At 64.7% G+C, this 23,692-nt stretch carries 22 protein-coding genes and 2 pseudogenes; 20 read left to right on the top strand and 4 right to left on the bottom strand.

What is annotated here, in order from left to right:
* The first annotated feature begins 147 nt into the window (after nt 1-147).
* Genes SIDU_RS18180 through SIDU_RS18150 form a run of 7 tightly spaced genes read left to right on the top strand, consistent with a single transcriptional unit; the run spans nt 148 to nt 5,491 of the window.
* Entirely contained in the window at nt 148-888 is a 741-nt protein-coding gene (locus SIDU_RS18180) for an SDR family NAD(P)-dependent oxidoreductase (protein ID WP_233431906.1), read from the top strand.
* Between the two features lie 60 nt (nt 889-948).
* A complete protein-coding gene (linA, locus tag SIDU_RS18175) occupies nt 949-1,413 on the top strand; it encodes a hexachlorocyclohexane dehydrochlorinase (protein ID WP_073507206.1) in 465 nt (154 codons plus the stop codon).
* Between the two features lie 39 nt (nt 1,414-1,452).
* On the top strand, nt 1,453-2,217 hold the full coding sequence (locus tag SIDU_RS18170; RefSeq protein WP_001389365.1) for an IS6-like element IS6100 family transposase: 765 nt from the start codon (nt 1,453-1,455) through the stop codon (nt 2,215-2,217).
* 41 nt (nt 2,218-2,258) lie between these two features.
* Nucleotides 2,259-3,629 carry a TonB-dependent receptor gene (locus tag SIDU_RS18165; RefSeq protein ID WP_007682392.1) on the top strand — a complete coding sequence of 457 codons (1,371 nt, stop codon included), beginning with the start codon at nt 2,259-2,261 and terminating at the stop codon, nt 3,627-3,629.
* Nucleotides 3,630-3,668: 39 nt separating this feature from the next.
* Nucleotides 3,669-4,421: a 2,5-dichloro-2,5-cyclohexadiene-1,4-diol dehydrogenase LinC gene (linC, locus tag SIDU_RS18160; protein ID WP_015460611.1), complete on the top strand. Its 753-nt coding sequence runs from the start codon at nt 3,669-3,671 to the stop codon at nt 4,419-4,421.
* 21 nt (nt 4,422-4,442) lie between these two features.
* Nucleotides 4,443-5,129, top strand: a complete 687-nt coding sequence (locus SIDU_RS18155) for an EthD domain-containing protein (RefSeq protein WP_007682394.1) — start codon at nt 4,443-4,445, stop codon at nt 5,127-5,129.
* On the top strand, nt 5,129-5,491 hold the full coding sequence (locus tag SIDU_RS18150) for a hypothetical protein (protein WP_007682395.1): 363 nt from the start codon (nt 5,129-5,131) through the stop codon (nt 5,489-5,491). Before SIDU_RS18155 ends, SIDU_RS18150 begins: the two co-directional genes overlap by 1 nt.
* A 97-nt stretch (nt 5,492-5,588) precedes the next feature.
* Here SIDU_RS18150 and SIDU_RS18145 read toward each other — a convergent pair whose 3' ends face one another.
* Complete coding sequence (locus tag SIDU_RS18145; RefSeq protein WP_001389365.1) at nt 5,589-6,353, bottom strand: IS6-like element IS6100 family transposase; 765 nt, start codon at nt 6,351-6,353, stop codon at nt 5,589-5,591.
* Nucleotides 6,354-6,407: 54 nt separating this feature from the next.
* Here SIDU_RS18145 and SIDU_RS18140 point away from each other — a divergent pair.
* A pseudogene (locus SIDU_RS18140) lies at nt 6,408-6,944 on the top strand (iron-containing alcohol dehydrogenase); the annotation flags it as partial.
* A gap of 111 nt (nt 6,945-7,055) precedes the next feature.
* Here the strand turns inward: SIDU_RS18140 and SIDU_RS18135 are convergent.
* Complete coding sequence (locus SIDU_RS18135) at nt 7,056-7,673, bottom strand: alpha/beta hydrolase (protein ID WP_013054035.1); 618 nt, start codon at nt 7,671-7,673, stop codon at nt 7,056-7,058.
* A 965-nt stretch (nt 7,674-8,638) separates the two neighbouring features.
* On the opposite strand from SIDU_RS18135, the gene SIDU_RS18125 reads away from it, so the two are divergent.
* Nucleotides 8,639-9,016 (top strand): glutathione S-transferase N-terminal domain-containing protein, encoded by a 378-nt coding sequence (locus SIDU_RS18125; protein ID WP_015460613.1) that lies wholly within the window; start codon nt 8,639-8,641, stop codon nt 9,014-9,016.
* Here the strand turns inward: SIDU_RS18125 and SIDU_RS18120 are convergent.
* Complete coding sequence (locus tag SIDU_RS18120; RefSeq protein ID WP_001389365.1) at nt 8,988-9,752, bottom strand: IS6-like element IS6100 family transposase; 765 nt, start codon at nt 9,750-9,752, stop codon at nt 8,988-8,990. The genes SIDU_RS18125 and SIDU_RS18120 overlap by 29 nt on opposite strands.
* Nucleotides 9,753-9,815: 63 nt before the next feature.
* On the opposite strand from SIDU_RS18120, the pseudogene SIDU_RS18115 reads away from it, so the two are divergent.
* From SIDU_RS18115 to putA, 11 genes and pseudogenes are all read left to right on the top strand, one after another.
* Nucleotides 9,816-10,076: pseudogene (locus tag SIDU_RS18115) on the top strand (OmpW/AlkL family protein); the annotation flags it as partial.
* Nucleotides 10,077-10,301: 225 nt separating this feature from the next.
* Entirely contained in the window at nt 10,302-11,072 is a 771-nt protein-coding gene (locus tag SIDU_RS18110) for a Crp/Fnr family transcriptional regulator (RefSeq protein ID WP_007682182.1), read from the top strand.
* A 267-nt stretch (nt 11,073-11,339) separates the two neighbouring features.
* Nucleotides 11,340-12,998 carry a cytochrome-c oxidase, cbb3-type subunit I gene (gene ccoN, locus SIDU_RS18105; protein WP_007688175.1) on the top strand — a complete coding sequence of 553 codons (1,659 nt, stop codon included), beginning with the start codon at nt 11,340-11,342 and terminating at the stop codon, nt 12,996-12,998.
* A 14-nt stretch (nt 12,999-13,012) separates the two neighbouring features.
* Entirely contained in the window at nt 13,013-13,759 is a 747-nt protein-coding gene (gene ccoO, locus SIDU_RS18100) for a cytochrome-c oxidase, cbb3-type subunit II (protein ID WP_007688173.1), read from the top strand.
* Nucleotides 13,756-13,923, top strand: a complete 168-nt coding sequence (locus SIDU_RS18095; protein WP_007688171.1) for a cbb3-type cytochrome c oxidase subunit 3 — start codon at nt 13,756-13,758, stop codon at nt 13,921-13,923. Before ccoO ends, SIDU_RS18095 begins: the two co-directional genes overlap by 4 nt.
* Nucleotides 13,916-14,803 carry a cytochrome-c oxidase, cbb3-type subunit III gene (ccoP, locus tag SIDU_RS18090; RefSeq protein ID WP_007688169.1) on the top strand — a complete coding sequence of 296 codons (888 nt, stop codon included), beginning with the start codon at nt 13,916-13,918 and terminating at the stop codon, nt 14,801-14,803. Before SIDU_RS18095 ends, ccoP begins: the two co-directional genes overlap by 8 nt.
* Nucleotides 14,804-14,956: 153 nt before the next feature.
* Nucleotides 14,957-16,387: a cytochrome c oxidase accessory protein CcoG gene (ccoG, locus tag SIDU_RS18085; RefSeq protein ID WP_007688166.1), complete on the top strand. Its 1,431-nt coding sequence runs from the start codon at nt 14,957-14,959 to the stop codon at nt 16,385-16,387.
* Between the two features lie 3 nt (nt 16,388-16,390).
* Nucleotides 16,391-16,867 carry a FixH family protein gene (locus SIDU_RS18080; protein ID WP_039980341.1) on the top strand — a complete coding sequence of 159 codons (477 nt, stop codon included), beginning with the start codon at nt 16,391-16,393 and terminating at the stop codon, nt 16,865-16,867.
* A complete protein-coding gene (locus SIDU_RS18075) occupies nt 16,867-18,999 on the top strand; it encodes a cation-translocating P-type ATPase (protein ID WP_007688163.1) in 2,133 nt (710 codons plus the stop codon). Before SIDU_RS18080 ends, SIDU_RS18075 begins: the two co-directional genes overlap by 1 nt.
* Nucleotides 18,996-19,136: a cbb3-type cytochrome oxidase assembly protein CcoS gene (ccoS, locus tag SIDU_RS18070; RefSeq protein ID WP_007688161.1), complete on the top strand. Its 141-nt coding sequence runs from the start codon at nt 18,996-18,998 to the stop codon at nt 19,134-19,136. The genes SIDU_RS18075 and ccoS overlap by 4 nt, the downstream gene beginning before the upstream one ends.
* A 140-nt stretch (nt 19,137-19,276) precedes the next feature.
* A complete protein-coding gene (putA, locus tag SIDU_RS18065) occupies nt 19,277-22,879 on the top strand; it encodes a trifunctional transcriptional regulator/proline dehydrogenase/L-glutamate gamma-semialdehyde dehydrogenase (protein WP_039980346.1) in 3,603 nt (1,200 codons plus the stop codon).
* A 111-nt stretch (nt 22,880-22,990) separates the two neighbouring features.
* On the opposite strand, the gene SIDU_RS18060 is transcribed toward putA, so the two are convergent.
* The gene (locus SIDU_RS18060) at nt 22,991-23,692 is read right to left on the bottom strand and encodes an arylesterase (protein ID WP_007688157.1); all 702 of its coding nucleotides are present in this window, start codon (nt 23,690-23,692) and stop codon (nt 22,991-22,993) included.

The raw sequence follows: 23,692 nt of genomic DNA, 5'->3' as shown, positions 1-23,692 counted from the left end.
GGTAATTGTGCTTGGATCAAGGTCCGGTGATCGGCCCAGTTGTTGTGCATCGGAAAAAAGAACCCTCAGCGACGCGGGTCTGAATTGCGCGCTCAAGCTATTTAGGAGGCACAGGATGAGCAACAGAATGGCAGGATGAGCAACAGAATGGCAGGAAAAGTCGCGCTCGTAACGGGCGCGGCGAGCGGCCTGGGTGCAGCGCAGGCTCGGCTTTTTGCCAAGGAGGGCGCCAAGGTCGTCGTCGCCGATCTGAATGTCGAAATGGGCAACAAGGTCGTGGCCGAGATTCAGGAAAGCGGGGGCGAGGCCCTATTCGTGCGGCTGGATATCACCGATGCTGCGAGCTGGGCGGGGGCTGTCGAGGCGGCGGTTGGGGCCTTTGGGAAGCTCACGACGCTTTCCAATACCGCGGGCATCATCCACGGCGCGATGATCCAGGACGAGACGCTCGAAGGCTGGAGCAAGATGATCGCGGTCAACCAGACTGCGCTTTTCCTGGGTTTGAAGATCGTTGCGCCGGAAATTGCGAAGTCGGGAAATGGTGCGATCCTAAACATCAGTTCGCTCGTCAGCGTCATCTGTGAGCCTGGCTTGATCAGCTATGCGGCGACCAAGTCTGCGGTACGCGCGATGACCAAGGTGGCTGCGCTGGAATATGTCGGGCAAGGGGTGCGGGTGAACACCATCGTTCCCGGTGGCGTGAAGACGCCGATACAGGCGAACGTCACGCCCGAGCAGGTTGAATGGTACAAAGCGCAGATCCCGATGGGCGATCTTGGCGAGCCGAACGATATCGCTTATGGGGCGCTATATCTTCTGTCAGACGAAGCTAAATATGTTACTGGAACGGAACTGTTCATCGATGGCGGCTGGTCTTCTGCGGCCTAAATCCTTGATGCCCTCGATCCTGCTAAGATTACGGGATTATATTCAACTGGGAGATACAAAATGAGTGATCTAGACAGACTTGCAAGCCGGGCCGCGATTCAGGACCTCTACTCTGACCAGCTCATTGGCGTAGACAAGCGCCAAGAGGGCCGTCTCGCTTCTATTTGGTGGGATGATGCAGAGTGGACCATTGAGGGAATCGGCACCTACAAGGGCCCGGAAGGCGCCCTCGATTTGGCCAATAACGTACTCTGGCCAATGTATCACGAAACTATTCATTATGGAACCAATCTGCGCTTGGAATTTGTGAGCGCGGACAAGGTAAATGGTATTGGCGACGTCCTTTGCCTTGGAAATCTCGTCGAAGGTAATCAGTCGATTCTTATCGCTGCGGTCTACACGAATGAGTATGAGCGCCGTGACGGGGTGTGGAAGCTCTCTAAGCTCAACGGATGCATGAACTATTTCACCCCGCTGGCCGGCATTCATTTCGCACCGCCCGGGGCTCTGTTGCAAAAATCGTGAAGCTTGAGCATGCTTGGCGGAGATTGGACGGACGGAACGATGACGGATTTCAAGTGGCGCCATTTCCAGGGTGATGTGATCCTGTGGGCGGTGCGCTGGTATTGTCGCTATCCGATCAGCTATCGCGACCTTGAGGAAATGCTGGCGGAACGCGGCATTTCGGTCGACCATACGACGATCTATCGCTGGGTCCAGTGCTACGCCCCGGAGATGGAGAAGCGGCTGCGCTGGTTCTGGCGGCGTGGCTTTGATCCGAGCTGGCGCCTGGATGAAACCTACGTCAAGGTGCGGGGCAAGTGGACCTACCTGTACCGGGCAGTCGACAAGCGGGGCGACACGATCGATTTCTACCTGTCGCCGACCCGCAGCGCCAAGGCAGCGAAGCGGTTCCTGGGCAAGGCCCTGCGAGGCCTGAAGCACTGGGAAAAGCCTGCCACGCTCAATACCGACAAAGCGCCGAGCTATGGTGCAGCGATCACCGAATTGAAGCGCGAAGGAAAGCTGGACCGGGAGACGGCCCACCGGCAGGTGAAGTATCTCAATAACGTGATCGAGGCCGATCACGGAAAGCTCAAGATACTGATCAAGCCGGTGCGCGGTTTCAAATCGATCCCCACGGCCTATGCCACGATCAAGGGATTCGAAGTCATGCGAGCCCTGCGCAAAGGACAGGCTCGCCCCTGGTGCCTGCAGCCCGGCATCAGGGGCGAGGTGCGCCTTGTGGAGAGAGCTTTTGGCATTGGGCCCTCGGCGCTGACGGAGGCCATGGGCATGCTCAACCACCATTTCGCAGCAGCCGCCTGATCGGCGCAGAGCGACAGCCTACCTCTGACTGCCGCCAATCTTTGCAACAGAGCCACGGCACCTATCTCCAGATCTTGGACGTCAATCGCAACGATGGTTCGATCAAGTCGTTCAATCAGGAACTGCGTCTGGCCAACGACGCACGCTCGTCTTTCCGATGGGTGGTCGGTGCCAATTACGAACACAGCCGTGTGCGCGAGGACGATGAAGTCAACTACGCCGATTCGACATCCAGCTATGTCAATACACAGGTTATCGGGCAGGATTATGATCAGGCCGGCTACAACAACCGGCAGCGCCTGAAGAACTATGCGGTTTTCGGCAATGTCGAATATGACATCAGCGATCAACTGACGCTGAAGGGCGGCATACGCTATACCGAGGCGAAGCGTTCCTCGGTCAACAAGACATTCGACCTTGGCGATGGCTCAATCTCGTCTTTGTTCACCACCGTCATCAACACCTATCGCCAGATCTTCGATTTCGGCGGCCCGATACCGCTGGTGCCATTGGGAGATTCGGTTTCGCTGAACAGCCAGACGGGCTTGCCGGGCACGTTTCGGGACAAGCTGAATGAAAACAGCACGTCATGGATGCTCGGCGTGAACTACAAGGCGACGCCGACGCTCCTGCTCTACGCCAATGTTTCGAAAGGGTACAAGGCGGGAAGTTTCCCGGGCGTCTCCGCCGGAACGTTCGCGCAATATGCCGCCGTCACGCAGGAATCGCTGGTCGATTACGAAGCAGGCTTCAAGACCACACTGTTCGATCGCAAAGTGACGCTGAATGGCGGCGTTTTCTATTATGACTACAAGAACAAGCAGCTGCGCGCCAAGATCGTCGATCCGTTCTTCAATGCGCTGGATGGCCTGGTCAATGTCCCCAAGTCGCGCGTCAAGGGTGCCGAACTGGAACTGAGCGCCAGAGTGGTCGAGGGGCTCACGGTCAGTGCGGCCGCGACCTATATCGACGCCAAGGTTCGCCACTATCAGGGGATCGTCGGCTCCGTTGCCAACGAAGTGGGCCTGTTCGATCCGATCCGGGGCGATTTCAGCGGCGCACGGCTGCCGTTTTCGCCCAAATGGCAATCGAGCCTGAGCGCGGACTACAGCCTGCCGCTGGGTGGCGTGAACCTAACCATGGGCACGACGATCTCCTCACAAAGCAAATCGCTGGGCGTTCTGGCCATCACCAACGCGGACAAGGATCTCTACGAGGTGAATGGCCGCACGCTCGTTTCCGCGCGGCTTGGCGTGGAAGCGCCTGATGGCCGCTGGGCGGTCTTCGGCTGGGGTCGCAATATCTTCAACAAGTATTACTGGACAAACACGATCCAGACTTACGATACCGTTGTTCGCTACGCTGGTCGACCCGCCGAATATGGCTTGACCGTGCGCTTCAAGTTCCAGTAATGAAACCGGAACGCCGATAAGAAACTGTTGGAGGGATAGATGTCTGATTTGAGCGGCAAGACGATAATCGTGACGGGTGGTGGCAGCGGCATCGGGCGCGCCACCGTGGAATTGCTGGTGGCCAGTGGTGCCAACGTCGCGGTGGCGGACATCAACGACGAGGCCGGTGAGGCGGTCGTCGCTGCGTCTGGCGGGAAGGCCGCCTATTTCCGGTGCGACATCGCACAGGAAGAGGACGTGAAGGCACTTGTCGCGCAGACTCTGGCGGCGTTCGGCGGGCTTGACGGCGCGTTCAACAATGCGGCGATCCCGCAGGCCGGACTGCCGCTTGCCGAAGTGTCGCTCGAACGGTTTCGGCAGAGCATGGATATCAATGTAACCGGCACGTTCCTGTGCATGAAGTACCAGATCCTTGCGATGATCGAGCGCGGGACGAAGGGATCGATCGTCAACACCGCATCCGTCGCTGGCGTGGTCGGCGTGCCGATGCACGGCGAATATGTCGGCGCGAAGCATGCGGTGGTCGGGCTGACCCGCGTGGCGGCGGCAGACTATGGCAAGCACGGCATTCGCGTGAACGCGCTTGTGCCCGGCGCGGTGCGCACGCCTATGCTGCAGCGCGCGATGGACAATGATGCGGGCCTTGAGCCCTATCTGAACTCGATCCACCCGATCGGCCGTTTCAGCGAACCGCACGAGCAGGCCCAGGCCGCCGTATGGTTGCTGTCCGACGCGGCTTCGTTCGTCACCGGCTCCTGCCTTGCAGCAGACGGCGGCTTTACCGCGATCTGATCATTTTACGGAGCAGCCTCCATGCACAGCATCAAGATACTCGCGACGATCCCGCGCCGGAAGGACATTTCGGAACAGCAGTTCCACGATCACTGGCGCCATCCGCACGGCACACTCAGCAAGAAGATCGCGTGCCTGCGCGGCTATGTGCAATCGCACCGGATCGTCTCTCCGCTGCTGCCTGATACACAGCTGGCCTACGACGGCATTACCGAGCTGTGGTATGACAGTCTCGACGATGCGCTCAACATGGGCAAAGATCCCGCGCATCGCAAATACAACATCCCCGACGAACCGCTGTTCGTCGACATGGACGGACTGAAGTTCACCTTCTTCGAGGAGGACATTATCCGCTCGCGACCGGCGGTGGACGATCCCGATGATGCGGCCGTGCAGTGGTCGCCCACCGAATGGTCGGTAAGCGTCAAGATCCTGCAACTGGTCAAGGCGGATGGCAATCCGGCCTGGGCAGGCGATCAGGACAAGGCGCTGGGCGATCGCATCGGCGCGTTTCGGCATGTCCGCTCGTTCGCGATAGACGCGGTGCACAAGGGCACCTCGCCGTTCATCGGCGCGCGCGAACTGTGGTGGCCGACGCTATCCGATTTCGAACGCGGCGTGGCGGGTGATCGCGCGGCGTTCGATGCGCTCCTGGCACAGGCCGGCCAGCATTACACGATGCTGGCATCGGCCGAGCGGGTGATCTGATGCCGGCCCCCGCGCTCGACGAGGAGCCCGTGCTGCCCCCCGGCTTCGAGGATCTTCTCGAATTCGTGCCGCACTGGATCGGCGAGACGGCGCAGGAACGATGGGATATCCGGGCGCGCGCGACTATGGCGGAGATAACCCGCTTCTACGATGTGCTGCTCTCCCGTTCGGAAGCCATCCTCGACCATGTCGAGACCTTTCCGCTCGACGCGATGCCGGCGCCGACGCTGCGCCTGTTCAGGCTACAGCTGGCGCTGGCTCACGCGGCGATGTCCGTAGAATTGCACAAGCAGCCGCGCGCGCACAATTCGCCCTATCCGCACCAGGTCCGCATCCTGCGGACGGCAGAGCCAACGCTGTAAAGGAGTTCGTCGCATGAACGAGATGACCGAGCTTGCCAGCATCGGCTCTGTTGCAAAGATTGGCGGCAGTCAGAGGTAGGCTGTCGCTCTGCGCCGATCAGGCGGCTGCTGCGAAATGGTGGTTGAGCATGCCCATGGCCTCCGTCAGCGCCGAGGGCCCAATGCCAAAAGCTCTCTCCACAAGGCGCACCTCGCCCCTGATGCCGGGCTGCAGGCACCAGGGGCGAGCCTGTCCTTTGCGCAGGGCTCGCATGACTTCGAATCCCTTGATCGTGGCATAGGCCGTGGGGATCGATTTGAAACCGCGCACCGGCTTGATCAGTATCTTGAGCTTTCCGTGATCGGCCTCGATCACGTTATTGAGATACTTCACCTGCCGGTGGGCCGTCTCCCGGTCCAGCTTTCCTTCGCGCTTCAATTCGGTGATCGCTGCACCATAGCTCGGCGCTTTGTCGGTATTGAGCGTGGCAGGCTTTTCCCAGTGCTTCAGGCCTCGCAGGGCCTTGCCCAGGAACCGCTTCGCTGCCTTGGCGCTGCGGGTCGGCGACAGGTAGAAATCGATCGTGTCGCCCCGCTTGTCGACTGCCCGGTACAGGTAGGTCCACTTGCCCCGCACCTTGACGTAGGTTTCATCCAGGCGCCAGCTCGGATCAAAGCCACGCCGCCAGAACCAGCGCAGCCGCTTCTCCATCTCCGGGGCGTAGCACTGGACCCAGCGATAGATCGTCGTATGGTCGACCGAAATGCCGCGTTCCGCCAGCATTTCCTCAAGGTCGCGATAGCTGATCGGATAGCGACAATACCAGCGCACCGCCCACAGGATCACATCACCCTGGAAATGGCGCCACTTGAAATCCGTCATCGTTCCGTCCGTCCAATCTCCGCCAAGCATGCTCAAGCTTCACGATTTTTGCAACAGAGCCTTTACGCCTTCGACGGCAATCCCATCGTCTCCCTGATGGCGGAGGAAAGCATCAGGGCGCTCGCCAGGAGCCTGCCGCTGATCAAGGCCGATCCCACCGATGCGAAGGCGCGGGGCGACGCGCTCTATGGCTGCTGGCTCGCCGGCAGCGTCCTGGGCGCGGCGAGCGTCGCGCTGCACCACAAGCTCTGCCACACGCTGGGCGGCACCTTCGACATGCCGCATGCGCAGACCCACACCGCCGTGCTGCCCCATGCGATCGCCTATAATGCGCCGTCGGTGCCGGAGGCGATGGAACGGGCTAGCCGCGCACTAGGCGGCGGCGACCCCGCGACCAAGCTGTACGAACTGGCGGTGGGCCTGGGCGCGGAAATGTCGCTGGCGAAGCTCGGCATGCCCAAGGACGGCATCGCGAAGGCCGCCGCGCTGGCGGTCGCCAACCCCTATCCCAACCCCCGTCCGATCACGGAGGAGGGCATCGTGCAGCTTCTGAGCCGCGCGGTGGAGGGGCTTCCGCCGATCACCGCATAAGCAAAGGCCTGATCCTGGAACAGTGCCGGCCGCATCCGATCATTTCCGGATGCGGCCGGTTCTCGATCATCCGGCGCTCCCGTTCGGCCATGGCCAAGGACGGGACGAAATTCAGCGGCTTTCCGCGCCGAGCCAGCCCTGCACCGCCGCCTTGATCGGCAACGGCAGTTCATGCCCGCCTTCATAAGGGATGAAAGTCGCCCGCGCGCCGCTGGGGCCGGAGAGATAGGCTTCCGCCTGCTCGAACTTGTGGCGCGGGATCACATCGTCGAATTGGCCCCGGCAGAAGAGGACCGGCTTGTCGAGCAGGCCGTTGTCCGGCAGGTCGCCGTCCTCCACCGCGAAGCAGCCGCCGATCATGATGAGGCCGCTATAGGCCCCCGGATTGCTGAGCAGAAGACTGGCGGCCATCGCGGCGCCGTTGCTGAAACCGCATAGCCAGGGCCGTTGGCGGCCGGTATCTGCGGCGATCCAGTCGCCGACCTTCGACGTTTCGCCCGACAGGCTGGAGGGCAGGGCGACGCCGATCCCGGCATTTTCGAACCAGGCGAACCCCGGCCCCTGGGGAAGCGGCCCGCGATAGGAGCGAACATTCGCGCGGCCGAAAAGGGGCAGCGCGAACCCCGCTTCCCTTTCGGTGCTGCCGCGGCCGTGAAGATATACGATGTCGCGGCCGGACGGAATGTCGGGATTGTCGTATCGCATGACGATGGCATTGTCTCGAGACATGTTCGCTTCCAATTCCTGGCGATGCGAAGCCGAAGCGGCGTCCGGTCCGACGGCGTCGGCCCGGCTGCTCCGGCTTCCTGTTTTAGCGGGCTTTCCGGTCGGCGGATATTCCGCCTGCCGGGAAATGCTCAAGGCGACCATAGCATGCGATGGCTGCTTTCAAAGCGCGGTCGCTCAATCCCCATGACCGATTTGTGGGCAGTTGGCCCCGTTTCGATCAAATCCGTATCGCGAATATTCCTAATTCATTTGCAGCAATTTCCTCCGCAGGCGAAAGCTGCGATCCTTTCCGGACGGCCCGATAAGCATAATAATCACCGACGTGCCGGATAAGACAGGCGCTGATCCATAACAGCGCATGGAGAGGATATTCCTATGCTTCGATCTCCGGGCAATGCGCGGCGCGTCCGTCGCAATCCGCTCCCGGCCTCGACGTCCGCTGGCCCGCTCGCTGCGTGTCCGGCCCATGCGCAACATGGTCCAGGGGGAAACCCCGCCGCCTGTTTTCCGGAACGGCGGGAATGGCCCGATGAACTGCGCGGGCAGGCAAGTTGCGACCGTGCACCGGCTGGAATTCGTCAGTAGGGGAAGATCGAATGCCTAATGGAATGCGCTGTTTGGATCCCTCGATCGCCGATCGGATCACATCATTGTCGACGATGAGAAATAATGAGGAGATATTCGAAACATTCGGCTTCAGCTATAACACGCTGAGAAAAGTCTCGAACGGCATGCCGCTTCGCAGGTCACTTGCGGATCGGATTGAGGAACGTGCCAGAAAGGTTTTCGAAGCCGATGGATTTTTGAACATTTCGGCCTGATCGCATCGGATGGAATGCTCCGGCCTGTCGTTTCGGAGCGTTTTCCGACCGGGCGGATGATTGCTTCCGTTCGGGGCGACGCTCCGGTGCCGAACATATGCATTAAGCCATTTTTTGCCCAGTCCGCAGGAGAATTGCAGGGACATGTTGAAGCTCTACTACAATCCAGGTTCATGCTCATTGGCGTCCCATGCCGCATTGGAGGAAGCCGGCCTTCCTTATGAGGCGGAGCTGATCGACCTGACGCAAAACGCCCAGTTTTCAGACGCCTATCGTCAGAAAAACCCGTGGGCGCGGGTGCCCGCGCTCCAGATCGGCGATGATGTCCTGACCGAAAATATCGCCATCCTCAACCATATCGCGGAACTCGTGCCCGAAAAGGCCTTGCTGCCCACGGAAGGCCTTGCCCGCGCCCGGGCCCTGGAATGGCTCGCGCTGCGGCTCTGTTGCAAAGATTGGCGGCAGTCAGAGGTAGGCTGTCGCTCTGCGCCGATCAGGCGGCTGCTGCGAAATGGTGGTTGAGCATGCCCATGGCCTCCGTCAGCGCCGAGGGCCCAATGCCAAAAGCTCTCTCCACAAGGCGCACCTCGCCCCTGATGCCGGGCTGCAGGCACCAGGGGCGAGCCTGTCCTTTGCGCAGGGCTCGCATGACTTCGAATCCCTTGATCGTGGCATAGGCCGTGGGGATCGATTTGAAACCGCGCACCGGCTTGATCAGTATCTTGAGCTTTCCGTGATCGGCCTCGATCACGTTATTGAGATACTTCACCTGCCGGTGGGCCGTCTCCCGGTCCAGCTTTCCTTCGCGCTTCAATTCGGTGATCGCTGCACCATAGCTCGGCGCTTTGTCGGTATTGAGCGTGGCAGGCTTTTCCCAGTGCTTCAGGCCTCGCAGGGCCTTGCCCAGGAACCGCTTCGCTGCCTTGGCGCTGCGGGTCGGCGACAGGTAGAAATCGATCGTGTCGCCCCGCTTGTCGACTGCCCGGTACAGGTAGGTCCACTTGCCCCGCACCTTGACGTAGGTTTCATCCAGGCGCCAGCTCGGATCAAAGCCACGCCGCCAGAACCAGCGCAGCCGCTTCTCCATCTCCGGGGCGTAGCACTGGACCCAGCGATAGATCGTCGTATGGTCGACCGAAATGCCGCGTTCCGCCAGCATTTCCTCAAGGTCGCGATAGCTGATCGGATAGCGACAATACCAGCGCACCGCCCACAGGATCACATCACCCTGGAAATGGCGCCACTTGAAATCCGTCATCGTTCCGTCCGTCCAATCTCCGCCAAGCATGCTCAAGCTTCACGATTTTTGCAACAGAGCCCGCTGTTCTATAGCGAGAAGGCTTCGGGCGCGCTGGAGGGCGCGGTGGGCGCGACCAAAGTGCATATGTCCGACAGCTTCGGCTGGGCGGGGCAGGTGGGGGTCGACATCGACCTCAACGAGCGGATGTTTTTGAATTTCGACGTCAAATATATCGACATCGACACCACGGCGCGGCTGTCGATCGCCGGTGCGGGCGTGCAGAGGGTGAAGCTGGAGCTTGATCCCTTTGTCTTTGGCGTGGGCGTGGGGATGAAGTTTTGATGGGGTGAAATCCTCCCTGCGCGCAGCGTGGGGAGGGGGACCGCCGCTGAAAGCGGTGGTGGAGGGGAAATGCGCAGGTCGTGCCCCATTCCCCTCCACCACCGCCTTTGGCGGCGGTCCCCCTCCCCATCTTTCGATGGGGAGGAATTGGGGAGGTCCGCTCTCCAACACCCTAGGGACAATTACGGATAGGTCGCGGCGTGCCGGGGCGGCATGGATCGGCGCATGGATATGCGATTTGACCTGGCGCAAAAGGCGCAGGAGGATGCGGCCTTCGCCATGGCGGCAACGCCATCGGCCAAGGGCTGCGGCGGGCAATATTGCGACCGTTGCGAGGTGCGCGATCGGGCGATCTGCGCCGATCTCGACGAAAAGCAGCGCGGGGCGCTGAACCGGATCGGGCGGCGCGTGACGTTGCAGGCCGGGCAGACCGTGATGTGGGAAGGCGACAGTTCGACGCTGGTCGCCAATGTGATCGAGGGGACGCTGAAGCTGTCCACCTCCACCGGCGACGGGCGCGAGCAGATCGTCGGCGTCGTCTATGCATCGGATTTCATCGGCCGCCCCTTCGGCGCGCGCACGCCGCACAGCGTCACGGCGCTGACCGATGCGCGGCTGTGCCTTTATCCGCGAGGGGCGTTCGACGGTTTTGCGCGGGAGCATCCGGCGTTGGAGCATCGGTTGTTGCGGCGGACGCTGGACGATCTGGACCGGACGCGGGCGTGGATGCTGCTGCTGGGGCGGAAGAATGCGCGGGAGAAGGTCGCGACGTTGCTGCTGGACATGCGGCGGCGGTTGCGGGCGGACCCGGCCGGGGTGATCGAATTGCCTTTGTCGCGGCAGCAGATCGCGGACGTGCTGGGGCTGACCATAGAGACGGTGTCGCGGCAGATCGGCGAGTTGAAGCGGATGGGCGTGATTGCGCTGGCCGGGCGGCGCGGGGTGCGCGTCGTGGATGAAGAGCGGCTGGAGGGGATGGCCGAGGGGGAATATTAAATCCTCCCCACGCGCAGCGTGGGGAGGGGGACCAGCCGCAGGCTGGTGGAGGGGAAGGGGGCGCGACCTTCGAATCTTCCCCTCCACCACCGCCTTTGGCGGCGGTCCCCCTCCCCATCTTTCGATGGGGAGGAATAGGATGGGTCGGCTTTCCGGCCCCATACGGACATTCCCCTACATACCTGCGCCGCCGGCTTTGACAGAGGTCAATGCATGGGGGCGGCTCCCGGAGGAAGGACGCCGCATAGCCTTTGACGGGGAAATCCGATGGAGCAACTGGTGTGGAAGACGGGCGGCTGGTTCGCGCTCGCGACGCTGGCCTTTCTGGCGGCGCTGGCGGCGGCGGACTTCGGCTTTGCCGTGCATATGGGGATCGTGTGCGCGGCCGCGCTGGCCGTGGCGGTGCTGACGATGCGGCATGCCGATTATGAGGCGATCACTCGCGGGCTGCTGAAAATGCCCGCCTCCCAGGGCAGATATGACGACGATCCGATCCGCTGGGGCGTGATCGCGACGGTCTTCTGGGGCCTGGCGGGCTTTCTGGCCGGGCTTTACATCGCGCTCCAGCTTGCCTTTCCGGCGCTCAATCTGGGGCTGGAATATACGAGTTTCGGGCGGCTGCGGCCGTTGCACACCTCCGCCGTGATCTTTGCCTTCGGGGGCAATGCGCTGATCGCCACCAGCTTCTATGTGGTGCAGCGGACGTGCCGGGCGCGGCTGGCCTTTCCGGCGCTCGCCCGGTTCGTCTTCTGGGGCTATCAGCTTTTCATCGTGCTGGCGGCGACCGGCTATCTGCTGGGCATCACCGAGGGCAAGGAATATGCCGAGCCGGAATGGTATGTCGACCTGTGGCTGACCATCGTCTGGGTCGCCTATCTGGTGGTGTTCGGCGGGACGATCCTGCGCCGCAGCGAGCCGCATATCTATGTCGCGAACTGGTTTTACCTGAGTTTCATCCTGACGATCGCGATGCTGCATATCGTCAACAATCTTTCCATGCCGGTGAGCTGGCTCGGTTCCAAGAGCTACAGCGCCTTCGCGGGTGTGCAGGACGCGCTGACCCAATGGTGGTACGGGCATAATGCGGTCGGTTTCTTCCTGACCGCCGGTTTCCTGGCCATGATGTATTATTTCGTGCCCAAGCAGGCGGAACGGCCGGTCTATAGTTACAGGCTTTCCATCATCCATTTCTGGTCGCTGATCTTCCTCTATATCTGGGCGGGGCCGCACCATCTTCATTATACCGCGCTGCCCGACTGGGCGCAGACCTTGGGCATGGTCTTTTCGGTCATGCTGTGGATGCCTAGCTGGGGCGGGATGATCAACGGCCTCATGACGCTGAACGGCGCATGGGACCGCATCCGCACCGATCCGATCATCCGCATGATGGTGATGGCGCTGGCATTCTACGGCATGTCGACTTTCGAAGGGCCGATGATGTCGGTGAAGGCGGTCAACAGTCTTTCCCACTATACCGACTGGACTATCGGCCATGTGCATAGCGGGGCGCTGGGGTGGAACGGGCTGATTACTTTCGCCTGCCTTTATTATCTTACGCCACGACTGTGGAAGCGGGAGAGGCTGTACAGTCTTCGGCTGGTGAACTGGCACTTCTGGCTGGCGACGGTGGGCATCGTCCTCTACGCCGCGTCGATGTGGGTCGCGGGCATCATGCAGGGGCTGATGTGGCGCGAATATGGCAGCGACGGTTATCTGGTCTACGCCTTCTCCGAAGTGGTGAGCGCCATGTTCCCCATGTATCTGATCCGGGCGGCGGGGGGCCTGCTGTACCTGAGCGGCGCGATCGTCATGGCCTGGAACATCGGCAGGACCATCGCGGGTAGCCCGCTGCGCGTGGAGAAGCCGATGAACGATGCGGCCTATGATGCCGAGGCCGACCGGCCCATCGTCGCGCAGCCTGCCTGAAGGAGTATCCGGACATGGAAACCAAGACCAAGGGCAAGTTCTTCGACCATGGCAGGCTGGAGCGGAATGTTTCGCTGCTGGGCATTGCAGCCCTGATCACAGTCGCCATCGGCGGCATCGTGGAGATCGCGCCGCTCTTCTGGATCGACAACACTATCGAGAAAGTGGAGGGCGTGCGTCCCTATACGCCGCTGGAGCTGGCGGGGCGGAACATCTACATCCGCGAAGGCTGCTATAATTGTCATAGCCAGATGATCCGGCCCTTCCGGGACGAGACGGAGCGCTATGGCCATTATAGCCTGGCGGCGGAGAGCATGTACGACCATCCCTTCCAATGGGGGTCGAAGCGGACGGGGCCGGATCTGGCGCGGGTGGGCGGCCGCTATTCGGACGAATGGCATGTCCAGCATCTGAAAGACCCGCGCGCGGTGGTGCCGGAATCGATCATGCCCGGCTATGCCTTCCTGGCGGAGCGGGAATTGAAGGCGGGCGACATGCGCGGGGATCTGACCGCGCTCAATGATGTCGGCGTGCCCTATACGAAGGACGATATCGACAGGGCCAATGACGACCTGAAGGCGCAGGCCAATCCCGATGCGGACAGCGGCGACCTGCTGAAACGCTATCCCAAGGCGCAGGCCCGCGATTTCGACGGCGATCCGGGCAAGCTGACGGAGATGGATGCGCTGGTCGCCTATCTCCAGATGCTGGGCACGCTGGTCGATGTGGACAGCGCCAAGCCGCAGGAGGTCGACAGATGAGCTACGACGCCTTGCGGCATTTCGCCGATAGCTGGGGGCTGGTGTTCATGGGGTTGCTCTATGCGATCCTGATCGGCTGGCATTTCCTGCCCCATGGGCGGCAGCGCAGCGCCGACGCCGCGCTCGCCATTTTCGACGATCAGACGGAGGCCGACCATGGCTGACGACAAGCGCATCGATCCCGCCACCGGGACGGAGATCAAGCATCATGAATGGGACGGCATCCAGGAACTGGACACGCCGCTGCCGCGCTGGTGGCTTTGGACCTTCTACGCGACGATCCTGTTCGCTGTCGGTTACATGATCGCCTATCCGGCCATCCCGATGATCGACCGGGCGACCGGCGGCATACTCGGCTGGTCGAGCCGGGGGGCGCTGGACAGGGAACTGGCGGCGCGGGAAAGGCAGATCGCGCCGATCCGGAAAGCGATTGCGGACACGCCGATCACGGCCCTGCCGGGGCGGCCCGAACTGATGCAGCAGGCGGTCGAGGGCGGGCGCGCCGCGTTCCGGGTGCATTGCGTCCAGTGCCATGGGTCGGGGGCCGCAGGGTCGAAGGGCTATCCCAACCTCAATGACGACGACTGGCTGTGGGGCGGCGATCTGGCTGCCATCGAGAAGACGATCACCGACGGCGTCCGCAATCCCGGTCATGACGCCACGCGCCAGTCGCTGATGCCCGCCTTCGGCAAGGATCAGTTGTTGACGGCGGCGCAGGTGGACGACGTGGTGGCGCATGTCCGGGCGATCAGCGGGCAGGACCGGCCAGGCGCGGCTTCGCGGCGGGGGGACAGGGTCTTTGCCGACAATTGCGCGGTTTGCCATGGGCCTGCGGGCAAGGGGAACCGGGCGTTGGGCGCGCCCGATCTGACCGATGCGATCTGGCTTTATGGGGGAGACGCGGGGACGATCCGCGAGACGGTGTGGAACAGCCGCCATGGCGTGATGCCGCGCTGGGACGACAAGCTGGACAAGGCGACCATCCGCATGCTGGCGGCCTATGTGCATAGCCTTGGCGGGGGCGAGGGTGATGCGGGGCGGTGAGGCTTTTCTGTTCCTCCCCATGCTTGCATGGGGAGGGGGACCGCCGCCGAAGGCGGTGGTGGAGGGGAAATGGGCTGAGGTTGCGCATTTCCCCTCCACCAGCCTTCGGCTGGTCCCCCTCCCCACGCCTTCGGCGCAGGGAGGAATAGGGGGGTGCTGATGTCTGGGTCTGCCTCGCTCTATGAGAAGCGCAAAGGGGTCTATCCCAAGGCCGTCGACGGCTTCTATCGTCGCCTGAAATGGGCGATCATGGCGGTGACGCTGGCCATCTACTGGGGCACGCCCTGGCTGCGCTGGGACCGGGGGCCTTATGCGCCGGATCAGGCGGTGCTGGTCGATCTGGCCCATCGGCGCTTCTACATGTTCGCCATCGAGATCTGGCCGCAGGAATTCTATTATGTCGCGGGCCTGCTGATCATGGCGGGGATCGGGCTGTTCCTCGTTACCTCGGCGGTGGGGCGGGCCTGGTGCGGCTATGCCTGTCCGCAGACGGTGTGGACCGATCTTTACCAGCATGTCGAGCGTTTCGTGGACGGCGACCGCAATGCGCAGTTGCGGCTTGCCAAGGCGCCGTGGAGCGCGGCCAAGATGGCCCGGCGGATCGTCAAATGGTCGGTCTGGCTGGGGATCGCCTTTATCACCGGGGGCGCGTGGATATTCTATTTCGCGGACGCCCCGACCCTGCAACGGGAATTCTGGAGCGGGACCGCCGCGTGGCAAGCCTATGCGACGACTTTCGTGCTGACCGCGACCACCTTCGTGCTGGGTGGGTTCATGCGGGAGCAGCTGTGCATCTATATGTGCCCCTGGCCGCGCATCCAGACGGCGATGCTGGACGAGAAGTCGCTGGTCGTCACCTACAAGCATTGGCGCGGGGAGAAGCGCGGGAGCCTGAAGAAGGCCGAAGCGAATCCCGGCGCGTTCGGCGACTGCATCGACTGCAACCAGTGCGTCGCGGTCTGCCCGACCGGCATCGACATTCGCGAAGGGCCGCAGATCGGCTGCATCACCTGCGCGCTGTGCATCGACGCCTGCGACAAGGTGATGGCGCAGGTCGGGCGGCCGCGCGGGCTGATCGACTATTGCACGCAGGATGACGCCGAAGGGGAGCAGAAGGGGTCGGAACCGCGCCCGGTGCTGAAGACGCTGCTGCGGCCGCGCACCATCGCCTATTTCGCGATCTGGGCCGGGATCGGCGCGGCCATGCTGTTCGCGCTGGGGGCGCGGGAGCGGCTGGAGATCAGCGCGCAGCAGGACCGCAACCCGATCTTCGTGCGCCTGTCCGACGGCGCGATCCGCAACGCCTATACGGTCAAGCTGCGCAACATGCAGGCGCGGCCCCGGCCGATGGAAGTGGGCCTGGATGGACTGCCCGGCGGCCGGATATGGACCGATGCCGGATCGCGGGAGAGTGCCGCCGCGACGGTGCGCACGACCGTGCCCGCCGACAGCGTGGCGAAGCTGCGCATCTTCCTGACGCTGCCGTCCGGCGGCCCGGCGCGGCAGGATTTCCGCTTCACCCTGCGCGCTTTGGATCGCGAAGGCGGCAGCGCCAGCGAACCCGCCCGATTTGAAAGGCCCTGAGACATGACCCCTGCACCATCCCCCATCCGCCGCTTCACCGGCTGGCACATGACGGCGATATTGATCGCCTTCTTCGCCGCGGTGATCGCGGTCAACATGCTGATGGCGACCGTCGCGGTGCGCTCCTTCGGCGGCACGGTGGTCGAGAACAGCTATGTCGCCAGCCAGAAGTTCAACGGCTGGCTGGCGCAGGCGCGGGCGCAGCGGCGGCTGGGTTGGCGGGACGAAGCGACGCTGGATGCGGGGCGGCATGTCGGGCTGGCGCTGAAGGATGCGAAGGGCGCGCCGCTGGCGGGCGTCGTCGTGACGGCGGTGGCGCAGCATCCGCTGGGGCGGGCGCCGGACATGCCGCTCGCCTTCCACGAAACCGCGCCGGGCGTCTACGTGAGCGACCGGGTCTTGCCGAAGGGGCGCTGGCAGCTCCGCTTCGACCTGCGCGTCGCCGGGCGCGAGGAGCATCTTTTGAGGGAGGTCGACTGATGGCCACGAAAGCGCTGATCGCCGATCCGGTGGCGGAAGAGGCGGTCGAAAGCCTGTTCGCCGTCCCCGGCATCCATTGCGTGAGCTGCATCGCGAAAATCGAGGAAGGATTGCCCCGCCAGCCCGGCATCATCTCTGCGCGAGTCAATATGGGGGCGAAGCGGGTCGCCATCCGGCACGATCCGGCGTTGACGCCGCCCGACCTGCGCGCCACCATCGCCGCCCTGGGGTTCGAGGCGGAGCCGCTGGCCGATGCGGGGCTGGACGTGGCGGCGGCGGAAAGTCGCCGCCTGACGCGGGCGCTGGTGGTGGCGGGCTTCGCGGCGATGAACATCATGCTGCTGTCGGTGTCGGTCTGGTCCGGGGCGGCCGGGGCGACGCGGGGGATGTTCCACTGGCTCTCCGCGTTGATCGCGCTGCCGACGGTGGCCTATGCGGGCCAGCCCTTCTTCCGGTCGGCCTGGGCGGCGGTGCGGCATGGGCGGACGAACATGGACGTGCCGATCAGCATCGGCGTGCTGCTGACCACCGGAATGAGCCTGTATGAGACCGTCACCGGCGGGGCGCATGCCTGGTTCGACGGGGCGGTGATGCTGCTGTTCTTCCTGCTGGCCGGGCGGGCGCTGGACAGCATGATGCGCGGGCGGGCGCGGGCGGGGGTGGCGGCGCTGCTGAAGCAGACCGCGCCGGGCGCGCTGGTGCTGGAGGCGGACGGGGGCAGCCGGTGGACGCGGGCGGACGCGCTGCGCCCCGGCATGACGATATTGGTGGCGGCGGGCGAAAGGCTGGCCGCCGACGGGCGCGTGACGGAGGGCGAAAGCGGCCTCGACATCGCCTTCCTGACCGGGGAAAGCGCGCCGGTGCGGGTGCATCCGGGCGATGCCGTGCAGGCGGGCGCGCTCAATGTCGACGGGCCGATCCGGGTGGAGGTGACGGCGGCGGGGGCCGATACGGTCATCGCCGACATCGCCCGGCTGATGGAGGAGGCTGCGCAGGGCAAGTCGCGCTATGTGCGGCTGGCCGACCGGGCGGCGCGGCTCTATGCGCCCTGCGTCCATCTGCTGGCGGCGCTGTCCTTCGCGGGGTGGATGATCGCCGGGGCGGGCGTGCATCAGGCGTTGCTGATCGCGGTGGCGGTGCTGCTGATCACCTGTCCTTGCGCCTTGGGGCTGGCGGTGCCCGCCGCGCAGATCGTCGCCTGCGGCGCGCTGATGCGGCGGGGCGTGCTGGTGAAGGACGGGTCGGCGCTGGAGCGGCTGGCGGAGGTGAGCGAAGCCGTGTTCGACAAGACCGGCACGCTGACGCTGGGCCGCCCGGTGCCGCAGGGGCTGCGCCGCCTGTGGCGCGACGACCGGGCGATCCTGCTGGCGCTGTCGCGGGCCTCGCGCCATCCGCTGAGCGTTGCGCTACGGCAGGCGCTGGAGGCGCGGGGGGTGGCGCCTGCTGTGCTCGACAATGTCCGCGAAGTGGCGGGGGAGGGCGTGTTCGGGGACTATCAGGGCGTGGCCGTGTCGCTGGCGCGGCCGCGCAGCCTGGTCAACCTGTTCGGGCTGGCGGCGGAATATCGGCGCGGCGATCAGGCCACGCTGCTGGGCTTCGCCGACGCGCTGCGGCCCGATGCGGCGGAGACGCTGGACGCGCTGCGCGGCATGGGGACGAAGGTGCTGATCGCCAGCGGCGACCGGCCCGAAGCGCTGGAGGAGATCGCCCGGACGACCGGCGCCACCGCCATCGGCCATCTGCGCCCCGCCGACAAGCTGGCGCTGATCGGGCGGCTGAAGGCCCGGGGCGAGAAGGTGCTGATGGTCGGGGACGGGCTGAACGACGGCCCGGCTCTGGCGGCGGGGCATGCCAGCATGGCCCCCGCCTCCGCCAGCGACGCCAGCCAGCTTGCCGCCGACGCCGTGTTCCTGGGCGACAGGCTGGCGCCGGTGGCTCTGGCCGTGCATGCGGCGCGGCGGACCGTGGCCGTGGTGAAGCAGAATTTCGCGCTGGCCATCGGCTATAATCTGCTGGCGGTGCCGCTCGCCATGGCGGGGAAGGTGACGCCGCTGGTCGCGGCGGTCGCCATGTCGACATCCTCGCTGATCGTCATCGCCAATGCGCTGCGTCTGAAAGGAGTCGCGAAATGACGGGTCTCAGCCTGTTGATTCCGATTGCGCTTGGACTGGGGCTGCTGGGGCTGGCGGCCTTTTTCTGGGCGCTGGGCAATGGCCAGTTCGAGGACACGGACGGGGCGGCGGTGCGCATCCTGATCGACGAGGATTGACGGCAGGCGGATTTTCGTCCGTTTTAGGCTGGTCAGGATAGTCGATTTGGCTGAAAATACCGCTGCAATAAGGCTTATCTCCTTGGCATCCGCTGTTCATAAGTCGGATTGCATGCCATGATTTCCCTATCATGGCGCGCATGACGAACCCGCCCCCCTTCACCGATTTCGCCCCTGTCATCCGGCCTCAGTCGCCGCTCCGCCAGGCGATCACCGCCGCCTATCGCCGCGACGAAGCGGAGTGCATGGCGCCCCTGCTGGAAGCCGCCGCGCTGCCCGACGCCATGCGGCGTGGAGTGCGGGACATGGCGCGCAGGCTGGTGACGACGCTGCGCGCCAATGGCAAGGGCAGCGGGGTCGAGGCGCTGGTGCAGGAATATTCGCTCTCCAGCCAGGAGGGCGTGGCGCTGATGTGCCTGGCCGAAGCGCTGCTGCGCATTCCCGACGATGCGACCCGCGATGCGCTGATCCGCGACAAGATCGCCGACGGCGACTGGGGCGGGCATCTGGGCGGCGGCAGGTCGCTGTTCGTCAATGCGGCGACCTGGGGGCTGGTGGTGACGGGCAAGCTGGTCGGCAGCGTCGATGACCGGGGCCTCGGCGCGGCGCTGACGCGGCTGGTGGCGCGGCTGGGCGAGCCGGTGATCCGGCGCGGCGTCGACCTCGCCATGCGGATGATGGGCGAGCAGTTCGTGACCGGCGAGACCATCGGCGAAGCGCTGAAGCGGGCGCGGGCGCAGGAGGCCAAGGGCTTCCAGTACAGCTATGACATGCTGGGCGAAGCGGCGGCGACGGCGGCGGACGCGGCGCGCTACCTGGAGGATTACCGGCAGGCGATCCATGCCATCGGCCGGGCGTCGGCCGGGCGCGGCGTCTATGCGGGGCCGGGCATTTCGATCAAGCTGTCGGCGCTGCATCCGCGTTATTCCCGCGCACAGGCGGAGCGGGTCATGGGGGAATTGCTGCCGCGGGTGAAGGAGCTGGCGTTGCTCGCCCGCGGCTATGACATCGGACTCAACATCGATGCGGAGGAGGCGGATCGGCTCGAATTGTCGCTCGACCTGCTGGAGAGTCTGGCGCTGGACCCGGAGCTTGCGGGGTGGAACGGGCTGGGCTTCGTGGTGCAGGCCTATGGCAAGCGCTGCCCCTTCGTGATCGACTGGATCGTCGATCTGGCCGGGCGGGCCGGGCGGCGGATCATGGTGCGGCTGGTCAAGGGCGCCTATTGGGACGCGGAGATCAAGCGGGCGCAGGTCGACGGGCTGGCCGATTTCCCGGTCTATACGCGCAAAGTCCATACCGACGTCGCCTATATCGCCTGCGCGAGGAAGCTGCTGGCGGCGCGGGACCGGGTGTTTCCGCAATTCGCGACGCATAACGCGCAGACGCTGGCGACGGTCCATCATCTGGCGGGGCATGATTTCACGCTGGGCGATTATGAATATCAGTGCCTGCACGGCATGGGCGAGCCGCTGTACGAGCAGGTGGTGGGGAAGGGCGATCTCGACCGGCCCTGCCGCATCTACGCGCCGGTCGGCACGCATGAGACGCTGCTGGCCTATCTGGTGCGGCGGCTGCTGGAAAATGGCGCGAACAGCTCCTTCGTGCACCGCATCGCCGATCCGGCGGTGCCGGTGGAGGAGATGATCGCCGACCCGGTCGAGCAGGTGCGGGCGATGCCGCATCCGGGGGCGCGGCATGCGGACATCGCCCTGCCGTCCGGGCTTTATCCCGACCGGCGCAATTCCGACGGGATCGACCTCAGCGATGAAAATGCGCTGGCCATGCTGACGCGGGCGCTGGCGGAAAGCGCGCAGATCGGCTGGACGGCCCGGCCGGAGGGCGGGGAGGGCGCGGCGCGGCCCGTGCTCAACCCCGCCGACCGGCGCGATGTCGTGGGGACGGTGTTCGAGGCGTCGACGGATTTTGCGCGGGCGGCGGTCGCGCGGGCGGACGGAAGCGGCTGGGCGAGGGCGCCCGTGACGGAACGCGCCGCGATATTGGAGCGGGCGGCCGACGCGATGCAGGCGCGCATGCCGATCCTGCTGGGCCTGATCGTGCGGGAGGCGGGCAAGTCGCTGCCCAACGCCATTGCCGAAGTGCGGGAGGCGATCGATTTCCTGCGCTATTATGCGGCGCAGGCGCGGTCGACCTTCGGCCCGGCGCAGGAGCCTTTGGGGCCGGTGGTGTGCATTTCGCCCTGGAATTTCCCGCTGGCGATCTTCACCGGCCAGGTGGCGGCGGCGCTGGTCGCGGGCAATGCGGTGCTGGCCAAGCCCGCCGAGGAAACCCCGCTGATCGCGGCGGAGGCGGTTCGCCTGCTGCACGAGGCTGGGGTGCCGGGCGATGCGTTGCAGCTTGTGCCCGGCGCGGGGGAGATCGGCGCGGCGCTGGTGGCGGCGCCGCAAACCGCAGGAGTGCTGTTCACCGGATCGACCGAGGTGGCGCGGCTGATCCAGCGGCAACTGGCCTCGCGCCTCTCCGCTTCGGGCAGGCCCATTCCGCTGGTCGCGGAGACGGGCGGGCAGAATGCGATGATCGTCGACAGCTCCGCGCTGGCGGAACAGGTGGTGGCGGATGTCATCGCCTCCGCCTTCGACAGCGCGGGGCAGCGCTGTTCGGCGCTGCGCATCCTCTGCCTGCAGGAGGATGTGGCGGACCGGACGCTGGCGATGCTGAAGGGGGCGCTCAGGGAATTGCGCATCGGGCGGACCGACCGGCTGGCGGTCGACATCGGGCCGGTCATCACCGACGAGGCGCAGGAAGGAATCGGGCGGCACATAGAGGCGATGCGCGCCCTGCGCTGCGCGGTGGAGCAGCAGCCATTGCCGGAGGAAAGCGCGCATGGCAGCTTCGTGCCGCCGACGATCATCGAGATCGACGACATCGCGCAGTTGCGGCGGGAGGTGTTCGGGCCGGTGCTGCACGTCATCCGCTTCCCCCGCGCAGGGCTGGACGCGCTGGTGGATGCGATCAACGCGACCGGCTATGGCCTGACCTTCGGCCTGCATACGCGGCTGGACGATACCGTCGCCCAGGTGACGGGGCGGGTGAAGGCGGGCAATCTCTATGTGAACCGCAATGTGATCGGCGCCATCGTGGGGGTGCAGCCCTTTGGCGGGCGCGGGCTGTCGGGAACCGGACCCAAGGCGGGCGGGCCGCTCTATCTGGGGCGGCTTGTGCGCGTGCCGCCGGCCTTTGCCGGGCGGGCCGGTTCGTTCCCGTCGGCGCTCGCCGATTTCGCCGACTGGCTGGCGGCGGAGGGCGAGGCGGAGGCTTCGGCCATGGCGCGGCGCTGCGGCGATGCCTCGGCGCTGGGGGTGGAGATGGCGCTGCCGGGGCCGGTGGGGGAGCGCAACCTCTATGCGTTGCATCCCCGCGGATGGATCGGGATGCGGCCCGCGACGCGGCAGGGCCTTTTGGGGCAGATGGCGGCGGTGCTGGCGACGGGCAATCGCGGGGTGCTGCAGGACATGGCGCTGCCGCGGGGATTGCCCCCGCATATCGCCGCGCATTTCGCGTCTCGGCCGGAAGGGCCGCTGGGGGCGGTGCTGGTAGAGGGCGATGCCGGGCGGATCGGCGCGGCGGTTCGGGACGTGGCCGGCCTGCCGGGGCCGGTCGTCAGCGTCCATGCGGCGGGGGCGGATGGGATGTATCCGCTCCACTGGCTGCTGGAGGAGGTGTCGACCTCCATCAACACGACGGCCGCCGGTGGGAATGCGAGCCTGATGATGATCGGATGAGGGCTGGTTAAAGGGCAAGATGCTCCTGCGCAGGCAGGGGCCAGATCAGACGGTTGCGCCAATGAACTGACGGCGGAACCGTGTTCCTGCCTGCGCAGGAACACGGCGCGTTTATGCGTCCTTGAGCAAGCCCGCGACGACCGGCGCGATCCTGCCGACGACGATGTTCACCCCGGCGGGATTGGGGTGGATGGAATCGGCCTGCATCAGCTTGGGATCGCCGATCACGCCGTCCAGGAAGAAGGGGTAGAGCGGCAGGCCGTAATCCTTCGCCAGCCGGGGATAGATGGCGTCGAACTTCGCGCCATAATCCTTGCCCATATTCGGCGCGGCCAGCATGCCGGTGAGCAGCACGGGGATCTGCCGCCGTTTCAGTTCGTCCAATATGGCGCGCAGATTCTTCTCGCTGTCCTCCGGCGGCAGTCCGCGCAGCATGTCGTTGCCGCCCAGGTCCAGCAGCAGCAGGTCGGGCTTGCGCGGCAGGCCGTCCAGCGTGAAGGCCAGGCGCTGCAGGCCGCCCAAGGAGGTTTCGCCGGAGACCCCGGCATTGCGGACCTGAACCGCCAGCCCCTGCGCCTTCAGCGCCTGTTCCAGGCGGAAGGGGAAGCTTTCATTCTGGGCCACGCCATAGCCCGCATAGAGGCTGTCGCCGAAGGCCAGCACCAGCTTGCCGTCCGCGACCGGGGCAGCCGCGTTACCGGCCTGAACGGACGGCGCGGCATGATTGTCTGCGGCCGGTTCGCCCGAACAGGCGGTGAGCAATTGCACAATCGCCGCCGCGCCCACATATATTGACCGTCTTCCCGCCTTCAT

This window comes from Sphingobium indicum B90A (assembly GCF_000264945.2).
GTDB classification, from domain to species: Bacteria; Pseudomonadota; Alphaproteobacteria; order Sphingomonadales; family Sphingomonadaceae; genus Sphingobium; species Sphingobium indicum.
This window is presented reverse-complemented; position numbering and strand designations above follow the sequence as displayed.